This window comes from Paraglaciecola sp. IT1134 (genome assembly GCF_058068185.1).
The window spans coordinates 266,908-287,536 of sequence record NZ_CM176486.1; the positions used below are offsets into that span (position 1 = coordinate 266,908).

Annotated in this window: 21 protein-coding genes; 18 read left to right on the forward strand and 3 right to left on the reverse strand. The window is 43.4% G+C overall.

The window, feature by feature from the left end:
- Positions 1 to 61 precede the first annotated feature (61 nt).
- Positions 62 to 1,000: a ketopantoate reductase family protein gene (locus tag AC3RV5_RS01250; protein ID WP_489730191.1), complete on the reverse strand. Its 939-nt coding sequence runs from the start codon at positions 998 to 1,000 to the stop codon at positions 62 to 64.
- Positions 1,001 to 1,050: 50 nt separating this feature from the next.
- Positions 1,051 to 1,527 (reverse strand): MarR family winged helix-turn-helix transcriptional regulator, encoded by a 477-nt coding sequence (locus AC3RV5_RS01255; RefSeq protein ID WP_489730192.1) that lies wholly within the window; start codon positions 1,525 to 1,527, stop codon positions 1,051 to 1,053.
- Between the two features lie 204 nt (positions 1,528 to 1,731).
- Here AC3RV5_RS01255 and AC3RV5_RS01260 point away from each other — a divergent pair, with 204 nt between their 5' ends.
- From AC3RV5_RS01260 to AC3RV5_RS01345, 18 genes are all read left to right on the forward strand, one after another.
- Positions 1,732 to 4,047, forward strand: coding sequence for a TonB-dependent receptor (locus AC3RV5_RS01260; RefSeq protein ID WP_489730193.1), 2,316 nt, complete (start codon positions 1,732 to 1,734; stop codon positions 4,045 to 4,047).
- A 735-nt stretch (positions 4,048 to 4,782) separates the two neighbouring features.
- Positions 4,783 to 5,898: an amidase gene (locus tag AC3RV5_RS01265; RefSeq protein ID WP_489730194.1), complete on the forward strand. Its 1,116-nt coding sequence runs from the start codon at positions 4,783 to 4,785 to the stop codon at positions 5,896 to 5,898.
- Between the two features lie 22 nt (positions 5,899 to 5,920).
- Complete coding sequence (locus AC3RV5_RS01270) at positions 5,921 to 7,069, forward strand: acyl-CoA dehydrogenase family protein (RefSeq protein ID WP_489730195.1); 1,149 nt, start codon at positions 5,921 to 5,923, stop codon at positions 7,067 to 7,069.
- A 29-nt stretch (positions 7,070 to 7,098) separates the two neighbouring features.
- The gene (locus AC3RV5_RS01275; protein ID WP_007618742.1) at positions 7,099 to 7,458 is read left to right on the forward strand and encodes a hypothetical protein; all 360 of its coding nucleotides are present in this window, start codon (positions 7,099 to 7,101) and stop codon (positions 7,456 to 7,458) included.
- 16 nt (positions 7,459 to 7,474) lie between these two features.
- Positions 7,475 to 7,996 carry a nuclear transport factor 2 family protein gene (locus AC3RV5_RS01280; protein WP_489730196.1) on the forward strand — a complete coding sequence of 174 codons (522 nt, stop codon included), beginning with the start codon at positions 7,475 to 7,477 and terminating at the stop codon, positions 7,994 to 7,996.
- 8 nt (positions 7,997 to 8,004) lie between these two features.
- Positions 8,005 to 9,291, forward strand: a complete 1,287-nt coding sequence (locus tag AC3RV5_RS01285) for an aromatic ring-hydroxylating oxygenase subunit alpha (RefSeq protein WP_489730197.1) — start codon at positions 8,005 to 8,007, stop codon at positions 9,289 to 9,291.
- Between the two features lie 12 nt (positions 9,292 to 9,303).
- Positions 9,304 to 9,786, forward strand: coding sequence for an aromatic-ring-hydroxylating dioxygenase subunit beta (locus AC3RV5_RS01290; protein WP_489730198.1), 483 nt, complete (start codon positions 9,304 to 9,306; stop codon positions 9,784 to 9,786).
- Positions 9,787 to 9,794: 8 nt separating this feature from the next.
- On the forward strand, positions 9,795 to 10,550 hold the full coding sequence (locus AC3RV5_RS01295) for an SDR family NAD(P)-dependent oxidoreductase (protein ID WP_489730199.1): 756 nt from the start codon (positions 9,795 to 9,797) through the stop codon (positions 10,548 to 10,550).
- A gap of 19 nt (positions 10,551 to 10,569) precedes the next feature.
- On the forward strand, positions 10,570 to 11,526 hold the full coding sequence (locus AC3RV5_RS01300; protein ID WP_489730200.1) for a PDR/VanB family oxidoreductase: 957 nt from the start codon (positions 10,570 to 10,572) through the stop codon (positions 11,524 to 11,526).
- 92 nt (positions 11,527 to 11,618) lie between these two features.
- Positions 11,619 to 11,825, forward strand: a complete 207-nt coding sequence (locus tag AC3RV5_RS01305; RefSeq protein ID WP_489732065.1) for a 2Fe-2S iron-sulfur cluster-binding protein — start codon at positions 11,619 to 11,621, stop codon at positions 11,823 to 11,825.
- 83 nt (positions 11,826 to 11,908) lie between these two features.
- A complete protein-coding gene (locus tag AC3RV5_RS01310; protein WP_489730201.1) occupies positions 11,909 to 12,832 on the forward strand; it encodes a catechol 2,3-dioxygenase in 924 nt (307 codons plus the stop codon).
- 16 nt (positions 12,833 to 12,848) lie between these two features.
- On the forward strand, positions 12,849 to 14,309 hold the full coding sequence (locus tag AC3RV5_RS01315; RefSeq protein ID WP_489730202.1) for a 2-hydroxymuconic semialdehyde dehydrogenase: 1,461 nt from the start codon (positions 12,849 to 12,851) through the stop codon (positions 14,307 to 14,309).
- Between the two features lie 10 nt (positions 14,310 to 14,319).
- On the forward strand, positions 14,320 to 15,105 hold the full coding sequence (gene dmpE / locus AC3RV5_RS01320; protein WP_489730203.1) for a 2-oxopent-4-enoate hydratase: 786 nt from the start codon (positions 14,320 to 14,322) through the stop codon (positions 15,103 to 15,105).
- Positions 15,106 to 15,141: 36 nt separating this feature from the next.
- The gene (locus AC3RV5_RS01325) at positions 15,142 to 16,053 is read left to right on the forward strand and encodes an acetaldehyde dehydrogenase (acetylating) (RefSeq protein WP_489730204.1); all 912 of its coding nucleotides are present in this window, start codon (positions 15,142 to 15,144) and stop codon (positions 16,051 to 16,053) included.
- Positions 16,054 to 16,069: 16 nt separating this feature from the next.
- Positions 16,070 to 17,098 (forward strand): 4-hydroxy-2-oxovalerate aldolase, encoded by a 1,029-nt coding sequence (dmpG, locus tag AC3RV5_RS01330; protein ID WP_489730205.1) that lies wholly within the window; start codon positions 16,070 to 16,072, stop codon positions 17,096 to 17,098.
- A 13-nt stretch (positions 17,099 to 17,111) separates the two neighbouring features.
- Entirely contained in the window at positions 17,112 to 17,903 is a 792-nt protein-coding gene (dmpH, locus tag AC3RV5_RS01335) for a 2-oxo-3-hexenedioate decarboxylase (protein ID WP_489730206.1), read from the forward strand.
- Between the two features lie 22 nt (positions 17,904 to 17,925).
- Positions 17,926 to 18,117 carry a 2-hydroxymuconate tautomerase gene (gene thmT, locus AC3RV5_RS01340; protein WP_489730207.1) on the forward strand — a complete coding sequence of 64 codons (192 nt, stop codon included), beginning with the start codon at positions 17,926 to 17,928 and terminating at the stop codon, positions 18,115 to 18,117.
- Positions 18,118 to 18,137: 20 nt separating this feature from the next.
- Entirely contained in the window at positions 18,138 to 19,064 is a 927-nt protein-coding gene (locus AC3RV5_RS01345) for a flavin reductase (RefSeq protein WP_489730208.1), read from the forward strand.
- A 630-nt stretch (positions 19,065 to 19,694) separates the two neighbouring features.
- Here AC3RV5_RS01345 and AC3RV5_RS01350 read toward each other — a convergent pair.
- Positions 19,695 to 20,588 (reverse strand): LysR family transcriptional regulator, encoded by an 894-nt coding sequence (locus AC3RV5_RS01350; protein ID WP_489730209.1) that lies wholly within the window; start codon positions 20,586 to 20,588, stop codon positions 19,695 to 19,697.
- Positions 20,589 to 20,629 lie beyond the last annotated feature (41 nt).

Here is a 20,629-nt window from a genome sequence, read left to right on the forward strand (position 1 = left end):
TGCCCCGGATTATTCAATGAATATCCAGTCATACACGTGCTGTGAGAAGAATCTGCTTAAGCTATATTTGACTAGTCAGTAGTGCATAAGCCATTTTATTGTAAGGAGCATCTATACCCAAATTTTCACACCTGTTTAATACTGCCCCGATAATACTATCTAACTCCATTTCTCTACCTAGCTCTTTATCTATCAGCATAGACGTTTTAATAGGATTGAATGTTTTGATTAACTCGAACATTTCCGCAAGATCTTGTTGTGTTAATTCCACGCCGTCTGCTGAAGCGGCAGTGACTGTCTCTTGCATCATGGCGTAAACTATTTTCCCGAGTTTTTCTTGATTCGTTATCGCAAATGTATCTAGCCCTGTGATCGCAGAAAGAGGGTTCACTCCGTTATTGATCATTAATTTTCGCCATAGTTCTTTCTGGATGTCAGCACTGATTTTATAGGGAATTTGCGCAAGGTCTAAGGCTGCTGAAAATTGATTGAGAACCGAGCTTTTGGATTGGGAAATGTGGAGGTTGTTTGGCCAAGCTCCGAGAACAATTTCAGCTTTACCGGTTGATTTCACGACGCCAGGTTTAATAACATGACTACCAATTCTAACAGCGAGTCCGCCTAATACTCTTTGTTCGCCCAGTAAACTAGATAGTACGTTTTCATTATCAACACCGTTTTGCAGTGATAAAATAAACGTCGGGTGTTCTTTAAGCCAATTTCCCATCTCTTCAATGAAATGAAGCGTTGAATGAGATTTTAGCGTGAGGATAATTAAATCAAAATAATCAGCTCTAAATTTTTCGACAATTTGTTTATGAGAATGAACATCGACGTTAGCATGATAGGTCGTTCGTTCATGTTCTAACGTCAGTCCATTTCCCTGGAGAGCTTCTAAATGGGTGCTTCGAGCCGTGAAGACGACCTGACTACCTGATTGCTGTAATTTATACCCGTAATAACCTCCGATCCCACCCGTTCCAATGATCAGTAGTTTCAATTTTTATGGCCCATTAATCTTTTAAATTGTATTTCATCATGCGTTAACACCTAAAACTCGGCTAAATTCAGAAACAGTTTTTGCAATGTACCGTTTAAAGCTTCGATTTGCTCGGCAGAAAAGTCAGCATATATACTTTCAAAAAGTCTTTTGGAGTTATCAATGACTTTGGCAATAGCTTCTTCTCCATTATGGGTCAATTTTACCATTGATACTCTGCCATCTTTCTCACTGGTGGAGATGTTCACAAGTCCTTCGGTTTGAAGTTTATATGTTGCTCTTGTGATTGTAGGTGTTTTTGCCACAGCGTGTGTTGCAATATCACTCACACTTAAGGTACCCATTTCTCTTAAAATCATCAAAATACGCCAAGCGGTTATGTTGATCCCGCCTTTTTTGAGAGATTTTTCCATTCTTAATGAATATGCACTGCCGACTCTCATTAACCAATAAAAAGGATATTGCTGGAATTCGAAATCACCCGAAGCGGGTTTAAATTTATCAAGTACGTCCGTAGGTTTGTTCATTTTTTTACTCCTTATTAAACAATTTCAACCCGATATTTTACGTGACAATTCACATTAATGGCAATGTTATCACCCAAATTAGTCATTTAGTTTGAATTTATAACACGAATTTACTTGACTTATTACTTGACTAATAAAGTAATAAGTCATATTTATATATGGGTTTATTAAAATAATTTAATAACAACCAGCGGAGCACACACGATGTCAATACCTCGAAGAAGAATAGACGTTAAGAAGAATTCACGGTTTAAGAATTATTTTTTATCAGTCGTAGCCCTATCTGCAATTGGTTCACTGCCAGCATATGCCCAACAAAACCAACTCGAAGAACAATCTAATGAACAAAAGAAGTCTGGCGTCGGGGCAATGATGGAGACCATCCAGGTTACCGCGAGAAAAAGAGAAGAAAGTCTGCAGGATGCACCAATATCTCTTACGGCGTTTTCTGGTGATGGTCTTGAAGCCAGGGGGATTGAAAATATTTCAGAAGTGGGCAGTATCACGCCAAACCTAACCTACCAAAATAACCCGTCAGTCGGTGGCTCTTCTTCCGTGGCAACGGTCTACATACGTGGTGTTGGTCAACGGGATTTTTTAGGCACGATTGACAATGGTGTTGGTTTTTATATTGACGATGTGTACATCGCCAGAACCGTTGGTGCAGCGGTAGATCTGCTTGACGTCGATCGTATTGAGGTACTGCGTGGGCCTCAAGGAACCCTGTTTGGCCGAAATAATGTAGGCGGTGCTATCGCTCTTTATAGCAAAAAACCGACGGATGGATTTGAGGGATATGTCGATGCCACTGTTGGCACTGACTCGATGGCCAAATTCAAAGTCTCTGTTAGCGGCGCTATCATCGATGGTTTATATGGCAACTTTTCTGCATTAAATGCAACCCAGGACGGTTATGTAAAACGTCCGGCGGGTGGTGATTTAGGGGACGATGACAAGTTAGCTTTTCGCGGAGGCCTTTTGTGGGAGGCGTCTGACGATGTAGAAGTCAATCTGACCTTAGACTACAGCACAGAAGATGAGAATGGCCCGGCATTTGAATTGACAGATTCAGGCACCAAGGTCGATGGCTCCTTTGCAGGTTTCTATAATAACGTTTTACAAGGTGAAGATTGTGCCTTTCCGGGGGGGGTTACCTCCACTGATCCAATCTGTTACAACAACCAGTATGTAAGTGAGGGTGAGAACCTTGGCACGGCACCTGCTTTTTCTATGACAGATACTTGGGGCGCAAATTTAAGGGTAACTTGGGACATAAGTGAGGATCTGCAGTTAAAATCCATTACCGCTTATCGGGATCTGGCCGCTGAATTCTCAAAGGATTCCGATGGTTCACCGTTAAAGGTTGTGCACTTTTCGGACACATTTGACTCATCACAGTTTTCACAAGAATTACAACTGTCAGGTACCTCCCCAGATGACAAGCTACAATGGATAGTGGGTCTATATTACTTTGACGAGGAGGGAAACAATCGGAATATCCTTGATTTTGCCATTGCTAATTTTGACAGTGATAATGACTTTACGACTACCAGTTCAGCATTATTTGCACAGGGTACCTACAATCTCGCTGAGAAATTAGAGTTGACCTTGGGATTAAGGTACACCGATGAAGAAAAAACCTTTGATCCGGTGCAGATTGTATTAAGCAGTAATATAGGTATTCCTGCAGGCACTCCCATTTTGCCACTTGGTTTGAACAAGCGAGATACGCAAGAAACCACTCCTATGCTTAACTTAGCTTATAAGGCCAGTGATGAGTTGATGGTCTATTCAACATATTCTGAAGGGTTCCGCTCGGGTGGCTTCGTTCAACGTATTTTCCCACCATTACCTGTAGTGCCTTCATTTGGCCCCGAATTTGTTAAAGCATACGAATTGGGCTTTAAGTACGATAACAATGAATTTCCGTTCACGGTCAATGGCGCCAGTTTCTTCATGGATTACACTGATATTCAAGTGAGAACACAAAGTCCTGGTTTTATAGGCTTTTTTGAATCCAATGTGGGTAATGCTGAGATATCAGGTTTTGAACTTGAATCAAAATTAGCGTTTGCCGACTATTGGTTTGTTGAAGCTGCAGTAGGATACACGGATGCAAAATACACGAGCATTGACGTAGAGCCCCCTCTGGTTGCAGTAGTGACGACCGATAGTAAGTTTGATCACGTGCCAGAATGGTCTGCAAGTCTGAGTCTAGCCAGAGATTTTGACTTGGATAATGGGTCATTTATTACCACCAGGATCAGTGGCAACTACCATACCGAATATTTCAATAATCCGGATAATTCAACAGGGATCATTACACCTGAGCTAAGTTTATGGGATCTAACAGTTTTGTGGCACTCGGCTGATGAGACATACGGTGTGGACTTTGGACTCAAAAATTTAACCGACGAGAAATACTTAGCTGCCGGTTATCAGGCTAACGTAGGTATTACCGAAATTATCAGAGACCGGGGGCGTCAGTGGTATGCCTCATTTAGATATAGTTTTTACTAATTAGCATTTGTAATTGACGGGGAGCTTATTTGAATTTGTCAAATAAGCTCCCCGTTTTAGTTAATCATTTTATAAAAAGGTCTCGCTAATTGTGAATACAAGCCAACAAGTGCTAGAACCGCAAGCAAACCAACCATACGAACTCATTCTGGATAAAGGTCGTCTATCCTCTACATAAATTCGGGTTGTACTCATTTCATTTATTTTGATGAGATTAGGTGGGTTCGATATCCCCTCCATGTCTTTTACCGCACAGCGTAAAAGTGAAAAACTACAAATTAGCCCGACTAACTTAGGGTTGGTTTTCAGCGTTACGTTGGCTGGAGCGATGTTCATTGCTCCTTGTGCTGACAAAATAGGCCGACGCAAAAATGCTGATCGGTAATGTATTTGTGATTGGTTTTTCTGTGCAACTAACGGCCTTCACGAGGAAATACGCACCCACCAAATATCGCAGTTTTAGTGTGGCTATTGTCGCTGCTGGCTTTCCCCTGCTGTTACTTTTATCAGCATGACTCGCACTCAGTTTGAAAACTCGTTATTCATCTTAAGCTTATTGGGATAACGATTTCCATGGAAATCAGTTTTTCACCGTGGGATCAAACACCCTTTCTTGTCACGATTAAACGATCAAGTTACATAAGGAAGGGTTTTGTGTAACAAATCACTTGAATAATCACGTGAAGTGTTCTAATCTAAATTTATCGATTTATAAAAGGCAGGTAAAACACAAGTATGACTGTGTTCACCGAACAATTCGAGTTGGGGCAAAATAACGGTTTAATCGCCGGTGTTAAAGACAACATCGACGTTGCTGGTTTCGTTACCCGAGCTGGAAGTGAAGCGCTTTGTCTTAATCCTATTGCTTCAAGACATGCCGATGTCGTCACTGCAATGCTTAACTCAGGTGTAAAACTCGTCGGTAAGCTAAATATGCATGAACTCGCTTTTGGTATGACAGGGGTTAATGAGTATTTAGGCACGCCAATTAATTATTTTTTTCCTGATTACATTACTGGTGGTTCGTCAAGTGGTTGTGCAACCGCTGTCGCTCAAGGCAGTGTCGATTTTAGCATTGGTACGGATACCGGAGGCTCTATAAGAGTGCCGGCAGCATGTTGTGGTGTTTATGGACTAAAGCCAACATTTGGACGCATCAGTCGCATCGGAGTTTTACCGGAAGAGTCAAGCTTGGACTGCCTTGGGCCGCTGGCATTTTCAGCGGAAAAGTTGATTGATGCTATGTGCAGTATGGATAAAACGTTTAGTCCTATTAAGCCGCTAGAAACAATCAAACTAGCCAGAGTCAAAGTTAATGCTGAAAGTGCTATTGATATGTTGGTCGGTGACGCACTGAAAAAAGAATTCATACAAGTCAGTCAAACCAGTCTGCCAAGCTTTACTGCTGCATTTCAAATGGCGTTGAAGCTGATGAATTTTGAAATGTGCCAAGCATATGCATACTTGGTCGAGACCGGTAAGCTCGGGGCTGATGTAGCAAATAGATTGCTTGCTGCAAAAAATATAGACGAAAGTATCGTTACTAAGGCTGAAGTTGTACGCAAAAAATTTAGCCAAGAAGTCGATTCAGCACTCAAAGGCGTCGATGCGCTTGTTTTACCAACGCTTGCGTCATTTCCTCTTAAAAGGATAGACGCACTTGCAGGTCAAAATGATCTGCAAATTAGTTCGTTAACTCGGCCTTTCAATCTGTCTGGGCACCCTGCTATCACAATCCCTATTCGCAATAACCTTGGTAAGCCTGTTGGTATGCAACTGGTCGGCGCAAAAGGAAGTGATGAAGTTATTTGCTACATCGCCAAGAGACTTAGCGATACGAATAAAATTTAGGCGTAATTGTTGGAGATAAGCTATGTATAAAAATGCAGTAAATAAGAGTCAGTGGGGTGGAGAAGTTAAATTTAACAACTTACTTGCTGATATTAGAGCGCGTCGAGCTGAATTTGAAGAGCAGCGTTATATTTCACAAGACATCATTGAAAAATTTAAAGATATCGGAATTTACCGTTCTTTTGTTCCTGAAAGTTTTGGTGGTGGAGGAAAAACGCCCAGTGAATTCTTGAAGGCCATTGAGGCTATTTCAGCGGCAGATGGCTCTGCTGGTTGGGTGGCTAGTTTTGGTATGAACCCCGCCTATCTTGCTGCACTGCCTAAAGAAACCTTAGATGAAGTTTGGAAAAACTCGCCAGACATTGTCTTTGCCGGGGGTATTTTTCCGCCGCAAAAAGCCGAAAAAGTAGACGGTGGATATATGATTAACGGACGCTGGCAGTTTGCCAGTGGCTGCATGGGTGCGTCTCTTTTAGGTGTTGGAGTTATGCCTGATGATGGTAAGCAGTTACCTAAGATGGCGGTGTTAGCCGCAGACAAAGTGAAAATAGACAAGACCTGGAATGTTCATGGCATGGTCGGAACGGGTAGTTTTGATTTAGTCGTTGAAAATGTCTTTGTGCCTGAAGAGTGGACATTTGTTCGCGGCGGTAAACCTACGGTTGATCTTCCTTTCTTTAAATATCCATCTTTATCTTTTGCTGCTCAAGTTTTGTCTGTGACTGCCTTAGGGATTGCCAGAGAAGCTATCGACGTTGTAACAAGTTCGGCTAAGGGCAGAAAATCTGTGACTGGTGCACCTAATTTAGGTGAGCGCCATTACGCCCAAATAGATATAGCAAAAGCCGAAGCGAAAGTTCGCTCATCTCGAGCTTTCTTTTATGATGCAACTGATGAGGTTTGGGACGCAATTGTTCGCGGTGAAGAGCCAACGCCTGATCAAGTCAGTTTAGTCAGGTTAGCCACCACCAATGTTGCCAGAGAATGCGCAGATGCTACCCGTATCGCCTATCAATTGTCTGGCATGCAGGGGGCTTATTTAGACCATCCGCTTTCTCGCTGTTTTCGCGACGTACATTTAGTGACCCAACATGCCTTTATGGGCGATGTCACTTATCAAAATGCAGGAGCAATGATGTTTGAGCATCAACCTTTCCCTGGTTATCTATAAACATTAATAAACTTATTTGAGGAAAAATCATGACTAAATTAACAACTCACCGTGTGCTGTTTTGTATCGGTATAAATCAAAATTTTATGGATTCAACCAAAGAGGTAATGGGTGATGTTTGGCAAGCCTTCAGTGCCATGATGAAAGGCATCTCTGATCTACCAGACGTGAAGGTGTTAGGCATTATGGACGACGATCGTATTATGGTTGGCCCTTCCGCTACAGCGCCATGGACTGCCTATATTATGGCCGATGTTCCAGACATTGAAACGGTTATTGCGAGTTGTGATTTTTTCCGCTCAACCCCTGTTGGTGACGGTACGTATAGTCTGTGGAAATACGCCAAAGTTGAAGCACGCATAGGTCGTGAGCTGGTTGTCCCTAGTTAATTTAAGGAAGGTTAATATGACTTCGTTACTCAATTTGGAAGCACTACAACAACGCTTGACTGCGCTGGAAAATGAAAAGCGCGTCAGTGCATGTATGCACAATTATATGAGTCTTTGTGATGATTTGGGACCAGGTTTTGAACTTGAAACTCTCATGCAGTTATTCACTGAAGATGCTGTTTGGGAAGGCAAGGGTAAACGTTATGCAAAAACATTTGGTCGCCACGTTGGGATAAATGCTATTGAAATGATGTTCGCCAAATACATTGCGGTACCTGGTCACTTTTCTCTCAATGTGCATTTATTGGGTAATGAAGTAATAACAGTAGACGGAAATGAAGCTAAAGGTAGTTGGATGTTAATGCAACCATCTGATTTTATCGACGGTAAGTCACAGCTAAGCTGCGCCCGAATTACTGCTAAATTCAGGTTGTCGGGTAGATTTTGGCAAATTACTCACTTCAAAACTGAAAACAAGTTTAGCCGACCCATAAGTGGACCTTGGGACAACAGTGCAGCATTGCCGGTACCTAAATAGGATCTAGAATGAAAACTGAAATTAAAGTTAAAAATATAAACAGCACCGCAGACTTGGTGCTAGATGATCGCATTCATAAGTCACTTTACTCGGATGAAAAAGTATTCGAGGAAGAGTTAGACAAAATCTTCAATAACACCTGGGTATGGTTGGCGCATGAAAGTGAGCTACCAGAAGCAGGATCGTATAAAACTGCCACCATTGGCCGGCAACCGGTGATCGTTGTGCGTGACCGCAAGAAAAATATCCACGTGATGCTCAATCGGTGTCGTCATCGCGGTGCCACAGTGTGCGAAGGAAAAACAGGTAAAACGAAAGCTTTTACATGCCCTTATCACGGTTGGGGATATGGTCTCGATGGAAGTTTGCGTGCTCTACCTAAGCCAGAGGAATATGAAAACATCCTCGATAAAGCAGAATTTGGTTTGATTAAACTACGTACTGAGTCTTACCAAGGAATGATTTTCGCCACCTTAAAAGAAGATCTTGAACCCCTCGAAGATTTCTTGGGTGGTGCCAAAAAATGGATTGATTTGTTTGTTAAACAAGGCGGCGGTTATCCTTTGAAAGCTATGGGTGACCACAGATTCAGATTTCCTGGAAACTGGAAGATCCAATTAGAGAATACTACCGATGCTTACCATTTTCCTATTGTACACAAGTCATTCATCGCTTCAGTAGATGAACAAGCAGCCGAAGTCTTTGACTTCTTAGACGGTGATGGTTTCGTTGAAGACCTAGGTCACGGCCACAGTGTTATGGTTATGATCCCGGAGTTAGTCGATTTGGAGGAAAATTTAGACGAACCCATTCCTGAACGTTATGCGGATTTAGCTAAGCAGTTAGCCAATGAAGGGCACTCAGATCTTGAAGTCAGGCGGCTGGTGAGAGCAGTTGGTGGCAGTGGATTTAACCTAAATCTTTTTCCAAACGTTGCCTGTTCAATGGCATTTTTTAGAAACTTAGTACCTATCAGTGTCAATGAAACAGAGATCCATCATATTGCGCTCGGTGGCGAAGGTGCGCCAGAAGCATTCAATCAAAAACGCATTCGCTTACATGAACATTTTCAAGGCCCTATGGGCTTCGGTACGCCGGATGATGGCGAAGCGTGGGAGCGTGTTCAGGCTGGTTCGATGGCTGGAACCGATGGCTGGATTATGATCAACCGCGGAATGTCAAAACTCTCTACTTCTGTGGATGGCAATATCAAAGGAGCTGTATGTTCCGAGACGGGTATGCGCGCCGCTTACCAGCAGTATAAAAAGTTAATGTCTAAGTCAAGTGAACAGTAAGGAATCAGATAAATGAAACTAGATACCCAATTGCTCGCCGATGTGACCGCCTTTTTGAATATCGAAGCGGATATGCTTGATAACAAAGAGTACCTCCAATGGCTAGATCTGTGGCTTGAATCAGGTTTGTACATTGTTCCTGTTGATCATAATGCGACTGACTACGCAAACACGTTAAATGTGGCTTACGACAACCACCAGATGCGGTTGTTACGCATTGAGCGTTTAACTAGCGGCAGTGCAATTTCAACTCAATTAAGTGAAAAAACTGTGCGCACAATGTCGAGATTTCGCATTCTTGACGATGTAGATGGCTTGGTACGCGTACGTTGTGCTTATTGCTTGTATGAAAACAATAAAAACGGTGTGCGCTGCTACCCAGCAAATTTGCAGTTTAAATTAGTACGGGACGGCGGCAGTTTTAAGATTGCTGAAAAAATAGTCAAAATAATGAAGTCCAGTCAGCACCTGACGACTGTCAGTTACTTATTTTAGGTGCAAATATGAGAACTGATAAGACAAAAGTAGCATTGGTCACCGGAGCAGCCCAAGGATTGGGATATGTGATCTGTGAATCGTTACTTAAGGCTGGTTATTTGGTAGTGGTAAGTGATATCAATTCATCTAGTGCGCAGCAAGCCGCACTGCGGCTTGACAAGAGTGGTGAAAAAGCCGCGAGTACTAAGCTTGATGTTATGCGTAAACATGATTTCACTGCAGCACTTGCCTTTACGATTGAAACCTTTGGGCATTGTGATCTATTAGTCAACAACGCTGCGATGACACCCACTACCCCGGTGATGGAAATCACCGCCGAAGAATTTAGCCAAGTATTGGATATTAACCTGCGTGGCAACTTTTTAGGCTGCCAGGTATTTGGTCAGTATTTCGCAGATAGAGGTTTTGGTCGAATTGTCAATCTGGCGTCTCTTGCTGGGCAAATGGGCGGTACAGCCTCGGGGGCGCACTATGCATCCTCGAAGGCGGGTATTATTACATTGACCAAGATATTTGCTAGACAGTTTGCTGACGTTGGGGTGACCGTGAACGCTATAGCCCCCGGGCCGGTAAACGTGCCATCCGTTAGAGAAAAAGTTCCTGCAGATAAACTCGAAAACATTATTAATAACATGATCCCCGTCAAGGCTATGAGTAATCCAGAGTTCATTGGCTCTATGGTTGTTATGTTGGCTGCAGATGAAGCGAATACGGTAACCGGTGCTACATGGGACATTAACGGTGGAATATACATGCGGTAAGCATGACTAGGAGATATTTATGAACGATGAATTAATTGATGTGGTCATAAAATCACGCACAGAGCAAGGTGCAGGTATTACTATACTTGAATTAGTGGCGAAAGATGGCAAGCCATTACCCACGTTCTCAGCAGGTGCACATATTGACGTGCATGTTAGCGATGATCTAATTCGTCAATATTCATTGTGTAACAACCCCGCTTCAAGCGATGTGTATAGAATTGGCGTGTTGAATGATCCCAATTCAAGAGGCGGATCGGTAAAAATTCATACTGACTTTGCTGAGCAGCAAACGATATGTATCAGTGCCCCTCGCAACCATTTTCCTCTCAATGAAAGTGCAAAAAAAACCATCCTAGCCGGTGGTGGAATTGGTATTACACCGATGATGGCAATGGCCTATACCTTGCTGAGCGAAAGCCAAGAGTTTGAACTTCATTACTGTACGCGTACGAAAGGGGCGGGGGCTTTTGAGCAAGAACTCGTCGCAGCATTTGGTGAGCGCGTGGTGTTTCACTATGACGATCAACAAAAGTCTCAATTGTTTTCCCCTCAATCTACCTTTAGCCCAGTTGAATCTGGTACGCACATATACGTTTGTGGCCCTACAGGCTTCATGGATTGGGTAATTGATAGCGCAAAAAAAATGGGTTATCCATCAGAACAGGTTCACTTTGAATATTTCAGTGCAGACGTTGACACATCTGGTGAAAGTTTCGAAGTGTACTGCGAAAAAAGTGATATTACGGTCACTGTTGGCTCAGGCGATACGATAGCTAAGGCGCTTCGCAAGGCTGGAATAAAAGTCAATATGTCGTGTGAAGAGGGGGTCTGCGGAACCTGCATTACCGATGTGTTGGAAGGTGAGCCAGATCATAGAGATCACTTTCTAACCGATGAAGAAAAAGCGGACAACGATCAAATGGCTCTGTGTTGTTCACGAGCTAAATGCAGCCGTTTGGTCATTGACCTTTAGATCATTGTTTAGAACAACCCAGCATGAGCTATCGCATAAATATCGACGGAGAGATTTTTATCTGTCCAAAAGGACAGACCGTTCTGATAGCGATGACAAGGACTGGTAACACTTGTTTACCGGTAGGTTGTTGTGCTGGTGGTTGCGGAATTTGCAAAGTAATCGTGCTTAACGGTGACTACGAAACCAAAGTCATGAGCCGAGCAAAAGTTTCAATCGAAGAAGAGGCAAAGGGGATCGCTTTAGCGTGTCGAATTTTACCCGCGAGTGACTTAACTATATGCCGAGTTAAAGGTTAACTAAAAGTTATTAACTACAACGTCTGGTCGCCTAGCGTGTTTAGCCGACTCTAACAGTAAAATAGGAATTGGGAGAGACCAAAATGCGTAAAGGTGTAATAAGACCAGGGCATATCCAACTTAGAGTAATGGATATGGAAGAAGCGTTAAAACATTACCGAGACCTGATTGGTTTAATTGAAGTTAACCGTGATGATAAAGGGCGTGTTTATTTAAAAGGCTGGACTGAAGTCGATAAATATTCATTGATTTTAGTTGAGTCGGATACTCCCGGTTTGGATTTTATGGGCTTCAAGGTACTAAACGATGACGTACTAAGTGGTCTAAAAAGCGACCTTATAGCATATGGTTGTGAAGTATCTGAACATGAAGCAGGAGATCTCGATTCATGCGGACGTCGTGTAAGTTTCGTTGCTCCGACTGGGCATACATTTGAATTATATGCAGAAAAAGAACAAACCGGAAAATGGGGGTTAGCAGAAGTCAACCCCGATCCTTGGCCGTTAAATTTAACGGGCATGAAAGCGGAACGCTTTGATCATTGTTTATTAATGGGTCCAAATGTGCCCGCAACACAAACATTATTCAATGAAGTGCTTGGTTTTGATTTATCTGAGCAAGTTGTGACGCCTGACAATATAGTCGCTGCGGCTTTCATGAGCTGCAGTATGAAAGCACATGATATCGCGTTTGTTGATTGTCCTGCACCTGGCAAACTTCATCATGCATCTTTTCTATTGGAAACATGGCAAGACCTGCTCAAGGCCGCAGATCTGCTTACCATGACGGAAACTAAAAAAGATGTCGGTCCCACGCGTCACGGTTTAACCAGTGGACAAACGGTTTACTTTTTTGATCCATCGGGAAATCGCAACGAAGTATTTTGTGGCGGTGATTATCACTATCCAGATCATCCCCCAGTTACTTGGAAGGCAGAAGATTTGGGCAAAGCCATTTTCTATCACGAACTCGTTATTCACCCTACGTACCTAGAAGTTTTAACTTAATTTATGGAGTTGTAAAGTGACTGAATTCAAACACTTTATTAATGGAGCCTATTGTGGCTCCCAGAGTGGAAGAACCTTCGAAAACCGTAATCCTGTAGACAATAGCCTGCTTGGTTTAGTGCATGAGGGGGGGGAATCTGAAATTAATGCTGCAGTTGCTGCCGCGAAGGCCGCATTGACTGGCCCTTGGGCTAAATTAACCCAAGCTAATAGATTGGCTTTATTGCATAAAGTTGCTGATCGAATCAATGAAAGGTTTGAAGAGTTTCTTGTGGCTGAGTGCTTGGATACGGGTAAACCTCGTTCTTTAGCGTCACATATTGATATTCCTCGTGGTGCAGCAAATTTTAAAACGTTATCTGACACCTTAATTAATGAAGCGACTGAATCGTTCAATATGGATACGCCAGACGGAACGGGAGCTTTAAATTTTGGATATCGTAAACCAAAAGGCGTAATAGCGGTTATTTCTCCCTGGAACTTGCCTCTTTTACTAATGACTTGGAAAGTAGGCCCTGCATTAGCCTGTGGTAATACTGTGGTCGTTAAGCCTTCAGAAGAAACGCCTGCCACGACTACTTTACTCGGTGAGGTGATGAATGAGTGCGGTATTCCACCTGGTGTATTTAACGTGGTACACGGTCTTGGTCCTAATTCAGCTGGAGAGTTTTTAACACAGCATCCTGATGTGGATGGTATTACCTTTACTGGTGAAACTCGCACAGGTGAAGCAATCATGCGTGCAGCATCGGTTGGTCTGCGCAATATATCGCTTGAGTGCGGTGGCAAAAATCCAGCAATCGTTTTTGCTGATTGCGACATGGATAAGGCAATTGAAGGCACCATGCGGTCAGTATTTGCCAACTGTGGACAAGTTTGTTTGGGCACTGAGCGTGTGTATGTCGAACGTCCTATTTTTGACGAATTCGTTAGTCGACTCACTGAAGCGGCAAAAGAACTTAAATTAGGCGTGCCTGAAGAAGAGGGCGTCAATATGGGGCCTTTGGTTAGCTTAGAGCATAAAGAAAAAGTGCTTAGCTATTACAAATTAGCCGTGGAAGAAGGTGCGAAAGTTCATCTTGGAGGCGGTGTGCCCAACATGGGCGGCGAACTTGACCAAGGAGCTTGGGTTGAGCCGACAATTTGGACCGGTTTGAGCGAAAACGCTCGCACCGTGAAAGAAGAAATCTTTGGCCCTTGTTGTCATATACAACCCTTTGATACAGAGCAAGAAGCTATTGATATGGCCAATGCAACCGTTTACGGGTTAGCTGCCGCGGTATGGACTGAAACTACAGCCAAAGCTATACGGGTTTCACAAGAATTAGATGTGGGTATTGCATGGGTTAACTCTTGGTTCTTACGTGACTTGCGCACCGCGTTTGGCGGAGCTAAGCAATCAGGTATTGGTCGTGAAGGTGGGCATCATTCACTCGAATTTTATACCGAATTAAAAAACATCTGTATCAAAATGTAGAGAGCCAACTATGAATGACGAAAATATAAAACAATGTGGCGAACAGTTATATAAGGCGTTACGTTCGCGTCAGTGCATCAAACCACTGACAGAAGTTCACCCTGAAATGACGATTGATGACGCTTACAAAGTGTCTTTACATCTAAACGAATTACGCCTTGCTGATGGCGAAAGAGTCATTGGTAAAAAAATTGGTGTGACCTCAAAAGCGGTGATGAACATGCTCAAAGTCGGACAACCTGATTTTGGCTTTCTAACCGATAAAATGGTCTTTAGTGAAGGGGAAGAAGTGCCTATTAGTGGGCAGCTGATCCAGCCGAAAGCCGAAGGTGAAATTGCCTTTATTTTGAAGCACGACTTATTAGGTCCGGGTGTCACTGCCGCTGATGTGTTGGCAGCAACAGACTTTGTTATGGCAGCCATTGAAGTGGTCGATTCGCGTATCGAAGATTGGAAAATAAAAATTCAAGATACGGTCGCAGATAACGCATCCTGCGGTGTTTTTGTGTTAGGCGATAGAGCGGTTAACCCTCGCGACGTTGACCTGTCTACATGCGGAATGGTAGTAGAGAAAAACGGCGCCATTATATCTACTGGTGCCGGCGCTGCAGCCTTAAATAGCCCGGTGAATTGCGTGGTCTGGTTGGCAAATACCCTTGGCCGTTATGGTATCCCCCTAAAAGCGGGAGAAGTCATTATGTCTGGTTCACTCGTGCCACTAGAGCCGGTTCATGCCGGGGATTCCATGCGTGTTTCTGTGGGTGGAATTGGTAGCGTTTCGGCGCGTTTTGTTTAGCCGCGTTTTTTCAAATGCTTATAGGTGAGTAAAACTATGAACAAAAAATTAAAAGCCGTCATCATCGGGCCAGGTAATATCGGTACCGACCTGTTAATGAAAATGAAACGCTCAGACTGGATTGAGCCTGTTTGGATGGTAGGAATAGATGAGACGTCAGAAGGGTTAAAACGCGCCCGTGAAATGGGTATAAAAACTTGCTCAACTGGCGTGGATGGTGTGCTGGAGCACATTATTTCAGACGACATTCGTATCGCCTTTGATGCAACGTCTGCGTATGTCCATGCAGAGAACAGTCGTAAACTCAATGAACTTGGCGTCATCATGATTGATTTAACGCCTGCCGCAATTGGACCATTTTGTATTCCGCCAGTAAACCTCAAAGAGCACGCGAAAAAGCTAGAGATGAACGTGAATATGGTGACGTGTGGTGGTCAGGCAACTATCCCTATGGTTGCCGCAGTATCACAAGTTCAAGATGTCGAATATGGCGAAATTATAGCCACTGTTTCATCTAAGTCAGCCGGACCGGGTACCCGCAAGAATATTGATGAATTTACGCGTACGACAGCCCGTGCGGTCGAGAAAATTGGCGGCGCTGACAAAGGCAAAGCCATAATCATCATTAATCCTGCCGAGCCACCTCTAATTATGCGGGACACTGTGCATTGCTTGACCAAAGACACGCCTGATGAAAAAGCGATTACAGAGTCGATTCTAAATATGGCCAAAGAGGTACAAAAGTACGTCCCTGGATATCGTATAAAAAATGGCCCAGTGTTTGATGGCAATCGTGTTTCGGTCTTTTTAGAAGTTGAAGGGTTGGGAGATTTTCTACCAAAATATTCAGGCAACTTAGACATTATGACGGCTGCTGGATTACGCACGGCTGAAATGTTTGCACAAGAGTTAGCGTCTGGCAGTGTTCAATTGCCATCGCGCGCCTGAAAAGGAGAGTGACAAAATGAATTTATCTGGAAAAAGCGTCATTTTACATGACATGAGTCTTCGAGATGGCATGCACGCCAAAAGACATCAAATTAGTAAAGAGCAGATGGTCACTATAGCCAAGGGCTTAGATCAAGCTGGTATTCCGCTGATAGAAGTGACGCACGGTGACGGACTGGGTGGTTCATCGGTAAATTATGGTTTCCCTGCTCACTCCGATGAAGAATATTTAAAAGCGGTGATACCACAGATGAAACAGGCCAAAGTTTCCGCTTTGTTGATACCTGGCATTGGGACCGTTGATCATTTGCGTATGGCGAAAGACTTGGGTGTATCGACTATACGCGTGGCGACTCACTGTACTGAGGCGGATGTTTCAGAGCAGCATATTGATTTAGCTCGCAAATTGAATATGGATACCGTTGGCTTTTTAATGATGGCGCATATGACCTCGTCATCCACGATACTTGAGCAAGCAAAGTTAATGGTGAGCTATGGCGCTAACTGCGTATATTGCACTGACTCTGCTGGCTATATGTTGCCGACTGAGGTGAGCGAAAAAATTGGTTTATTGCGTCGAGAATTACCGAGTGAAATAGAAATTGGCTTTCATGGACATCACAATATGGGCATGGCTATCGCTAACTCATTAGCTGCGGTTGAAGCAGGGGCATCACGTATCGATGGCTCAGTCGCCGGCTTAGGTGCAGGGGCAGGTAATACACCTTTAGAAGTATTTGTCGCGGTATTGGAGCGAATGGGCGTAAAAAGTGGTGTGGATTTATTCAGCATCATGGATGTCGCAGAAGATCTTATCGTTCCCATGATGGATCATCCGATTCGAGTCGACCGAGAGGCGTTGACGTTAGGTTATGCCGGTGTTTATAGCTCATTTTTACTGTTCGCCCAACGGGCAGCAAAAAAATACGGTGTTTCTGCCAGAGACATTTTAGTCGAGCTTGGCCGGCGCGGCACGGTCGGTGGTCAAGAAGACATGATTGAAGATGTGGCTATAACGTTAAGCAAACAACTGTCAGCAAATTAATGGGATTATTGAAATGGGCAATTTAACGAAAGAGCAAGTGAACCAGCTTGCTGAACATTTAGAAAATGCAGAGCTGCAGGCGTATGAAGTGACTAAAATCACTGATGACTATCCGGATATGACGTATGAAGACGCGTTTGATATTCAATGGGAAATTAGACGCAGAAAAGAAGCTCGCGGAAATAAAATAGTTGGCATGAAAATGGGACTCACTTCCTGGGCAAAAATGAAACAAATGGGTGTCGAGAACCCATGTTATGGGTTTCTTGCTGATTATTTCAGTGTGCCTGACGGCGGTGAAATAAAGTTCGATGAATTGATACACCCGAAAATTGAAGCCGAACTCGCTTTTGTGACCAAGAAAACGCTTAAAGGTCCAGGTGTTCATATCGCAGATGTACTGGCTGCCACTGATTTTGTGATGCCTGCAGTAGAAGTCATTGACTCGCGTTACAAAGATTTCAAATTTGATTTGAAAAGCGTAATAGCAGACAACAGCTCTTCAACTCGCTTTGTAACCGGTGGTCGAATGAAACCAGCATCAGAGTTAGATTTGAAAACGCTTGGTGTGGTCATGGAAGTAAATGGCGAAGTCGTCGAAGTCGGTGCTGGAGCGGCTGTATTAGGTCACCCAGCTGCATCTGTAGCTATGTTGGCCAATATGCTTGGCGAGCGCGGTGAAGAATTACCGGCTGGATCTTTCGTCATGATAGGCGCCATTACTGCGGCTGTACCGGTCAAAAAAGGCGATAACTTTACGGTTCGCTATCAAGACTTAGGTACTTTGTCAGGTAAATTTATTTAACTTTGTAAACCGGAGACTAACGATGCCAATTGTCAGCATAAATATGATGGAAGGACGTACAACTGAACAAAAAGAAGCACTAATTAAAGCTGTTTCTGAAGCGGTGACGGCCTCCATTGGCGCACCGGAACAAAATATCCGCGTGCTCATTACGGAGTACCCTAAAGCTCATTGGGGCATAGGTACTTTACCCGCCCACAAGGCTGGGCGCTAGCATTTCAGTAGGACATAATTATGAGTGATACTAAGTTTGATACTAGAGATTTTCGTCGCGCACTTGGCCAATTTCCCACCGGGGTAACGGTGATTACAGCAGTTGACCAAAATGGCGAGCCAATAGGCTGCACTGCCAGTAGTTTCAACAGTGTTTCAATTGACCCCGCGCTCGTTTTGTGGAGTGTTGATAAAAGTGCTTTCAGTGCCAACATTTTCGAAAATACAGAATATTTTGCTGTGAACGTGCTCAGTGAAGCACAAGTTGCCATGTCTAACCGGTTTGCCGGGCGTGGCGAAGATAAATTCAAGGATGTATCTTATGCTTCAGGCTTAGGTGGTATCCCCTTGCTTGAAGGCTGCGGAGCGCAATTTGAGTGCAAAACGTGGAATGTCTATGAAGGGGGGGATCATCTGATTATTGTCGGTGAAGTAATCAGCTATTCTCATGACGACTCCACGATGCCGCTGGTTTTTTCCAGTGGCAGTTACGCTATTACATCGCAACATCCAAACACTAGTGCGAAAAATGAAATAAATAGCAGTAGTAGTGAGTTTTTAAACGATTATCTTTTATATCTTCTCAACTCATCTATTTCCCAGTACCGCAAGGAACTCTATCCGTTGTTGGTCGATGGCTGCAACGTGACACCGGAGCACTGGCGGATATTAACCATATTAACGGAATCATCGGCATTTGACGTTGATGATTTAGGTGAGCGGGTAATGCAGCCCAGCAAGGATTTAAAACAATCCCTTGAATTATTGAGTGAACAAAAAGTCGTTCAGTGTATCGATAACAAGATCAGCCTTACGTCTAAGGGTGTTGATCTTCAATCCAGGCTGTTTACGATAGCAAAGCAACACGAGGCGACCTTGCTGAGTAAACTTTCACATGAGGAAATTTCCGCCCTCAAAAAAGGACTGAGATGCATAATCGGGAACTAATAAGGTCATTTTCACTATGGCCGTTGCCGATACGTTTAATCTAAACATAGACAGTCCGCAAACTGACTCGATGTGCGGGCATCTATGAAGACGTTTATTAGTGTCGTTAAAATGTTAAATGGCATACTGATTTTACACTTAAGGTTTAAGGTAAAATTACGCATACTATTTTAAGGATACTAGCGACGAGAGCGGTGAGTCGCTCTAAATTACCTTTTCTGGTGGCGATCACCTGGATTAATTTCGTATCGCAGATATGAAAATCAAAAAGATGGCTACATCGCACTTTAGCGCTGTTGCAATGGCTGTGAGCTACTATTAAACGGTAGTGAAAAACGCGCTAAAAGTAGTGGTGTGGTTCATCGAAAAGAAACAGTAAATTAGTTCAACTAGCCTGACGCAGGAGACTAGGCAGTGTCCCTCTTTATACTTTGAATTGGTAACCCGCACGCGAGGCAAAGTTAGCCGCTGTATTGGACTTTAGCGCACAAAAACCGGATGGTTGGGCCGTGCTTTTAACGCCTGGTGATCAATTAATGGTGCCCGCAATAACTAAGGCCTTAAACGTATTGTTGGGTGACAAAATAGAGATATCTTTTTTGTTTAAGAAGGTTATCGCACACCCAATGCTCAATCTAATGCTAACGCCATATCGATAAAGGCACGCAGACGTTTTGGCATATTCTTTTTACTTAAATAGTTAATCGAGTAACGACCTTGTGACGATGTGAATTCGGTTAAAACTCGTACAATTTCACCCGTTTCCAAATAGGGTTGTGCGTCATGTAGATAGAGATAGCCGATGCCAATATGTTTTCGTACAAAGGCCATTATGCTATCACTATCATTGGTGATAATTGCTGGTGGGGGGGCGACGGAGTATTTATTACCATCTTCATTAAATTGCCAGGCATAGATATTTGAAGCACTTTGTTGTTTGTAACAAATTCCTCGGTGTTGAGTGAGATCTGAGGGGTGGTTCAATACACCGTTCAATTTTAAATAGTCCGGGGTGGCGATTACGGCCATGTCCAATGTTGGACCCACCGGCACTGCGTGGGTGTCTTTTTCGAGTAGACCGTCAATTCTTATGGCGGCGTCAACCCCTGATTGAACTAAGTCCACTTTATTATCTTGGTAAACAATATCAATATTAACTGACGGATATTGACTGGCGTAATCGGCCAATAGGTTGTCTAGAAAACAGCCACCTACTGCCCGGGGCGCATTGATCTTTAATGTTCCGGAAAGAGAGTTCTTCTCTTCGTCCAACTCTTTTATGACATCCTCTATGTAAGAAACTGCCGGAGAACAACGATTAAACAGGGTTCTCCCGGCTTCTGTTAGCGCCACATGACGAGTTGTGCGTTTCAATAACTGATTGCCCAACTTATCTTCAAGTCGTTGAACTGCCTGGCTTACTGAGCCTGCGCCCAAGTTTAATTTTTTGGCCGCAGCTCTAAAGCCGTCACTTCTGACAACCTCGATAAAAACGCTCATTTCATTTAATTGAACTCTTTTCATTGTTTTGTTTACCAAACAGTGTGTGATTGAATTCTCATATT

What these genes read in the sequence shown, in the direction of transcription:
- AC3RV5_RS01280 (WP_489730196.1), top strand. Translation starts at nt 7,475, where the DNA reads ATGACTTCGTTACTCAATTTGGAAGCACTACAACAACGCTTGACTGCG.
- thmT (WP_489730207.1), top strand. Translation starts at nt 17,926, where the DNA reads ATGCCAATTGTCAGCATAAATATGATGGAAGGACGTACAACTGAACAA.
- AC3RV5_RS01255 (WP_489730192.1), bottom strand. Translation starts at nt 1,527, where the DNA reads ATGAACAAACCTACGGACGTACTTGATAAATTTAAACCCGCTTCGGGT.
- AC3RV5_RS01290 (WP_489730198.1), top strand. Translation starts at nt 9,304, where the DNA reads ATGAAACTAGATACCCAATTGCTCGCCGATGTGACCGCCTTTTTGAAT.
- AC3RV5_RS01295 (WP_489730199.1), top strand. Translation starts at nt 9,795, where the DNA reads ATGAGAACTGATAAGACAAAAGTAGCATTGGTCACCGGAGCAGCCCAA.
- AC3RV5_RS01305 (WP_489732065.1), top strand. Translation starts at nt 11,619, where the DNA reads ATGACAAGGACTGGTAACACTTGTTTACCGGTAGGTTGTTGTGCTGGT.
- AC3RV5_RS01310 (WP_489730201.1), top strand. Translation starts at nt 11,909, where the DNA reads ATGCGTAAAGGTGTAATAAGACCAGGGCATATCCAACTTAGAGTAATG.
- AC3RV5_RS01325 (WP_489730204.1), top strand. Translation starts at nt 15,142, where the DNA reads ATGAACAAAAAATTAAAAGCCGTCATCATCGGGCCAGGTAATATCGGT.
- AC3RV5_RS01350 (WP_489730209.1), bottom strand. Translation starts at nt 20,588, where the DNA reads ATGAAAAGAGTTCAATTAAATGAAATGAGCGTTTTTATCGAGGTTGTC.
- AC3RV5_RS01285 (WP_489730197.1), top strand. Translation starts at nt 8,005, where the DNA reads ATGAAAACTGAAATTAAAGTTAAAAATATAAACAGCACCGCAGACTTG.
- dmpH (WP_489730206.1), top strand. Translation starts at nt 17,112, where the DNA reads ATGGGCAATTTAACGAAAGAGCAAGTGAACCAGCTTGCTGAACATTTA.
- dmpG (WP_489730205.1), top strand. Translation starts at nt 16,070, where the DNA reads ATGAATTTATCTGGAAAAAGCGTCATTTTACATGACATGAGTCTTCGA.
- AC3RV5_RS01345 (WP_489730208.1), top strand. Translation starts at nt 18,138, where the DNA reads ATGAGTGATACTAAGTTTGATACTAGAGATTTTCGTCGCGCACTTGGC.
- AC3RV5_RS01275 (WP_007618742.1), top strand. Translation starts at nt 7,099, where the DNA reads ATGACTAAATTAACAACTCACCGTGTGCTGTTTTGTATCGGTATAAAT.
- dmpE (WP_489730203.1), top strand. Translation starts at nt 14,320, where the DNA reads ATGAATGACGAAAATATAAAACAATGTGGCGAACAGTTATATAAGGCG.
- AC3RV5_RS01300 (WP_489730200.1), top strand. Translation starts at nt 10,570, where the DNA reads ATGAACGATGAATTAATTGATGTGGTCATAAAATCACGCACAGAGCAA.
- AC3RV5_RS01270 (WP_489730195.1), top strand. Translation starts at nt 5,921, where the DNA reads ATGTATAAAAATGCAGTAAATAAGAGTCAGTGGGGTGGAGAAGTTAAA.
- AC3RV5_RS01265 (WP_489730194.1), top strand. Translation starts at nt 4,783, where the DNA reads ATGACTGTGTTCACCGAACAATTCGAGTTGGGGCAAAATAACGGTTTA.
- AC3RV5_RS01260 (WP_489730193.1), top strand. Translation starts at nt 1,732, where the DNA reads ATGTCAATACCTCGAAGAAGAATAGACGTTAAGAAGAATTCACGGTTT.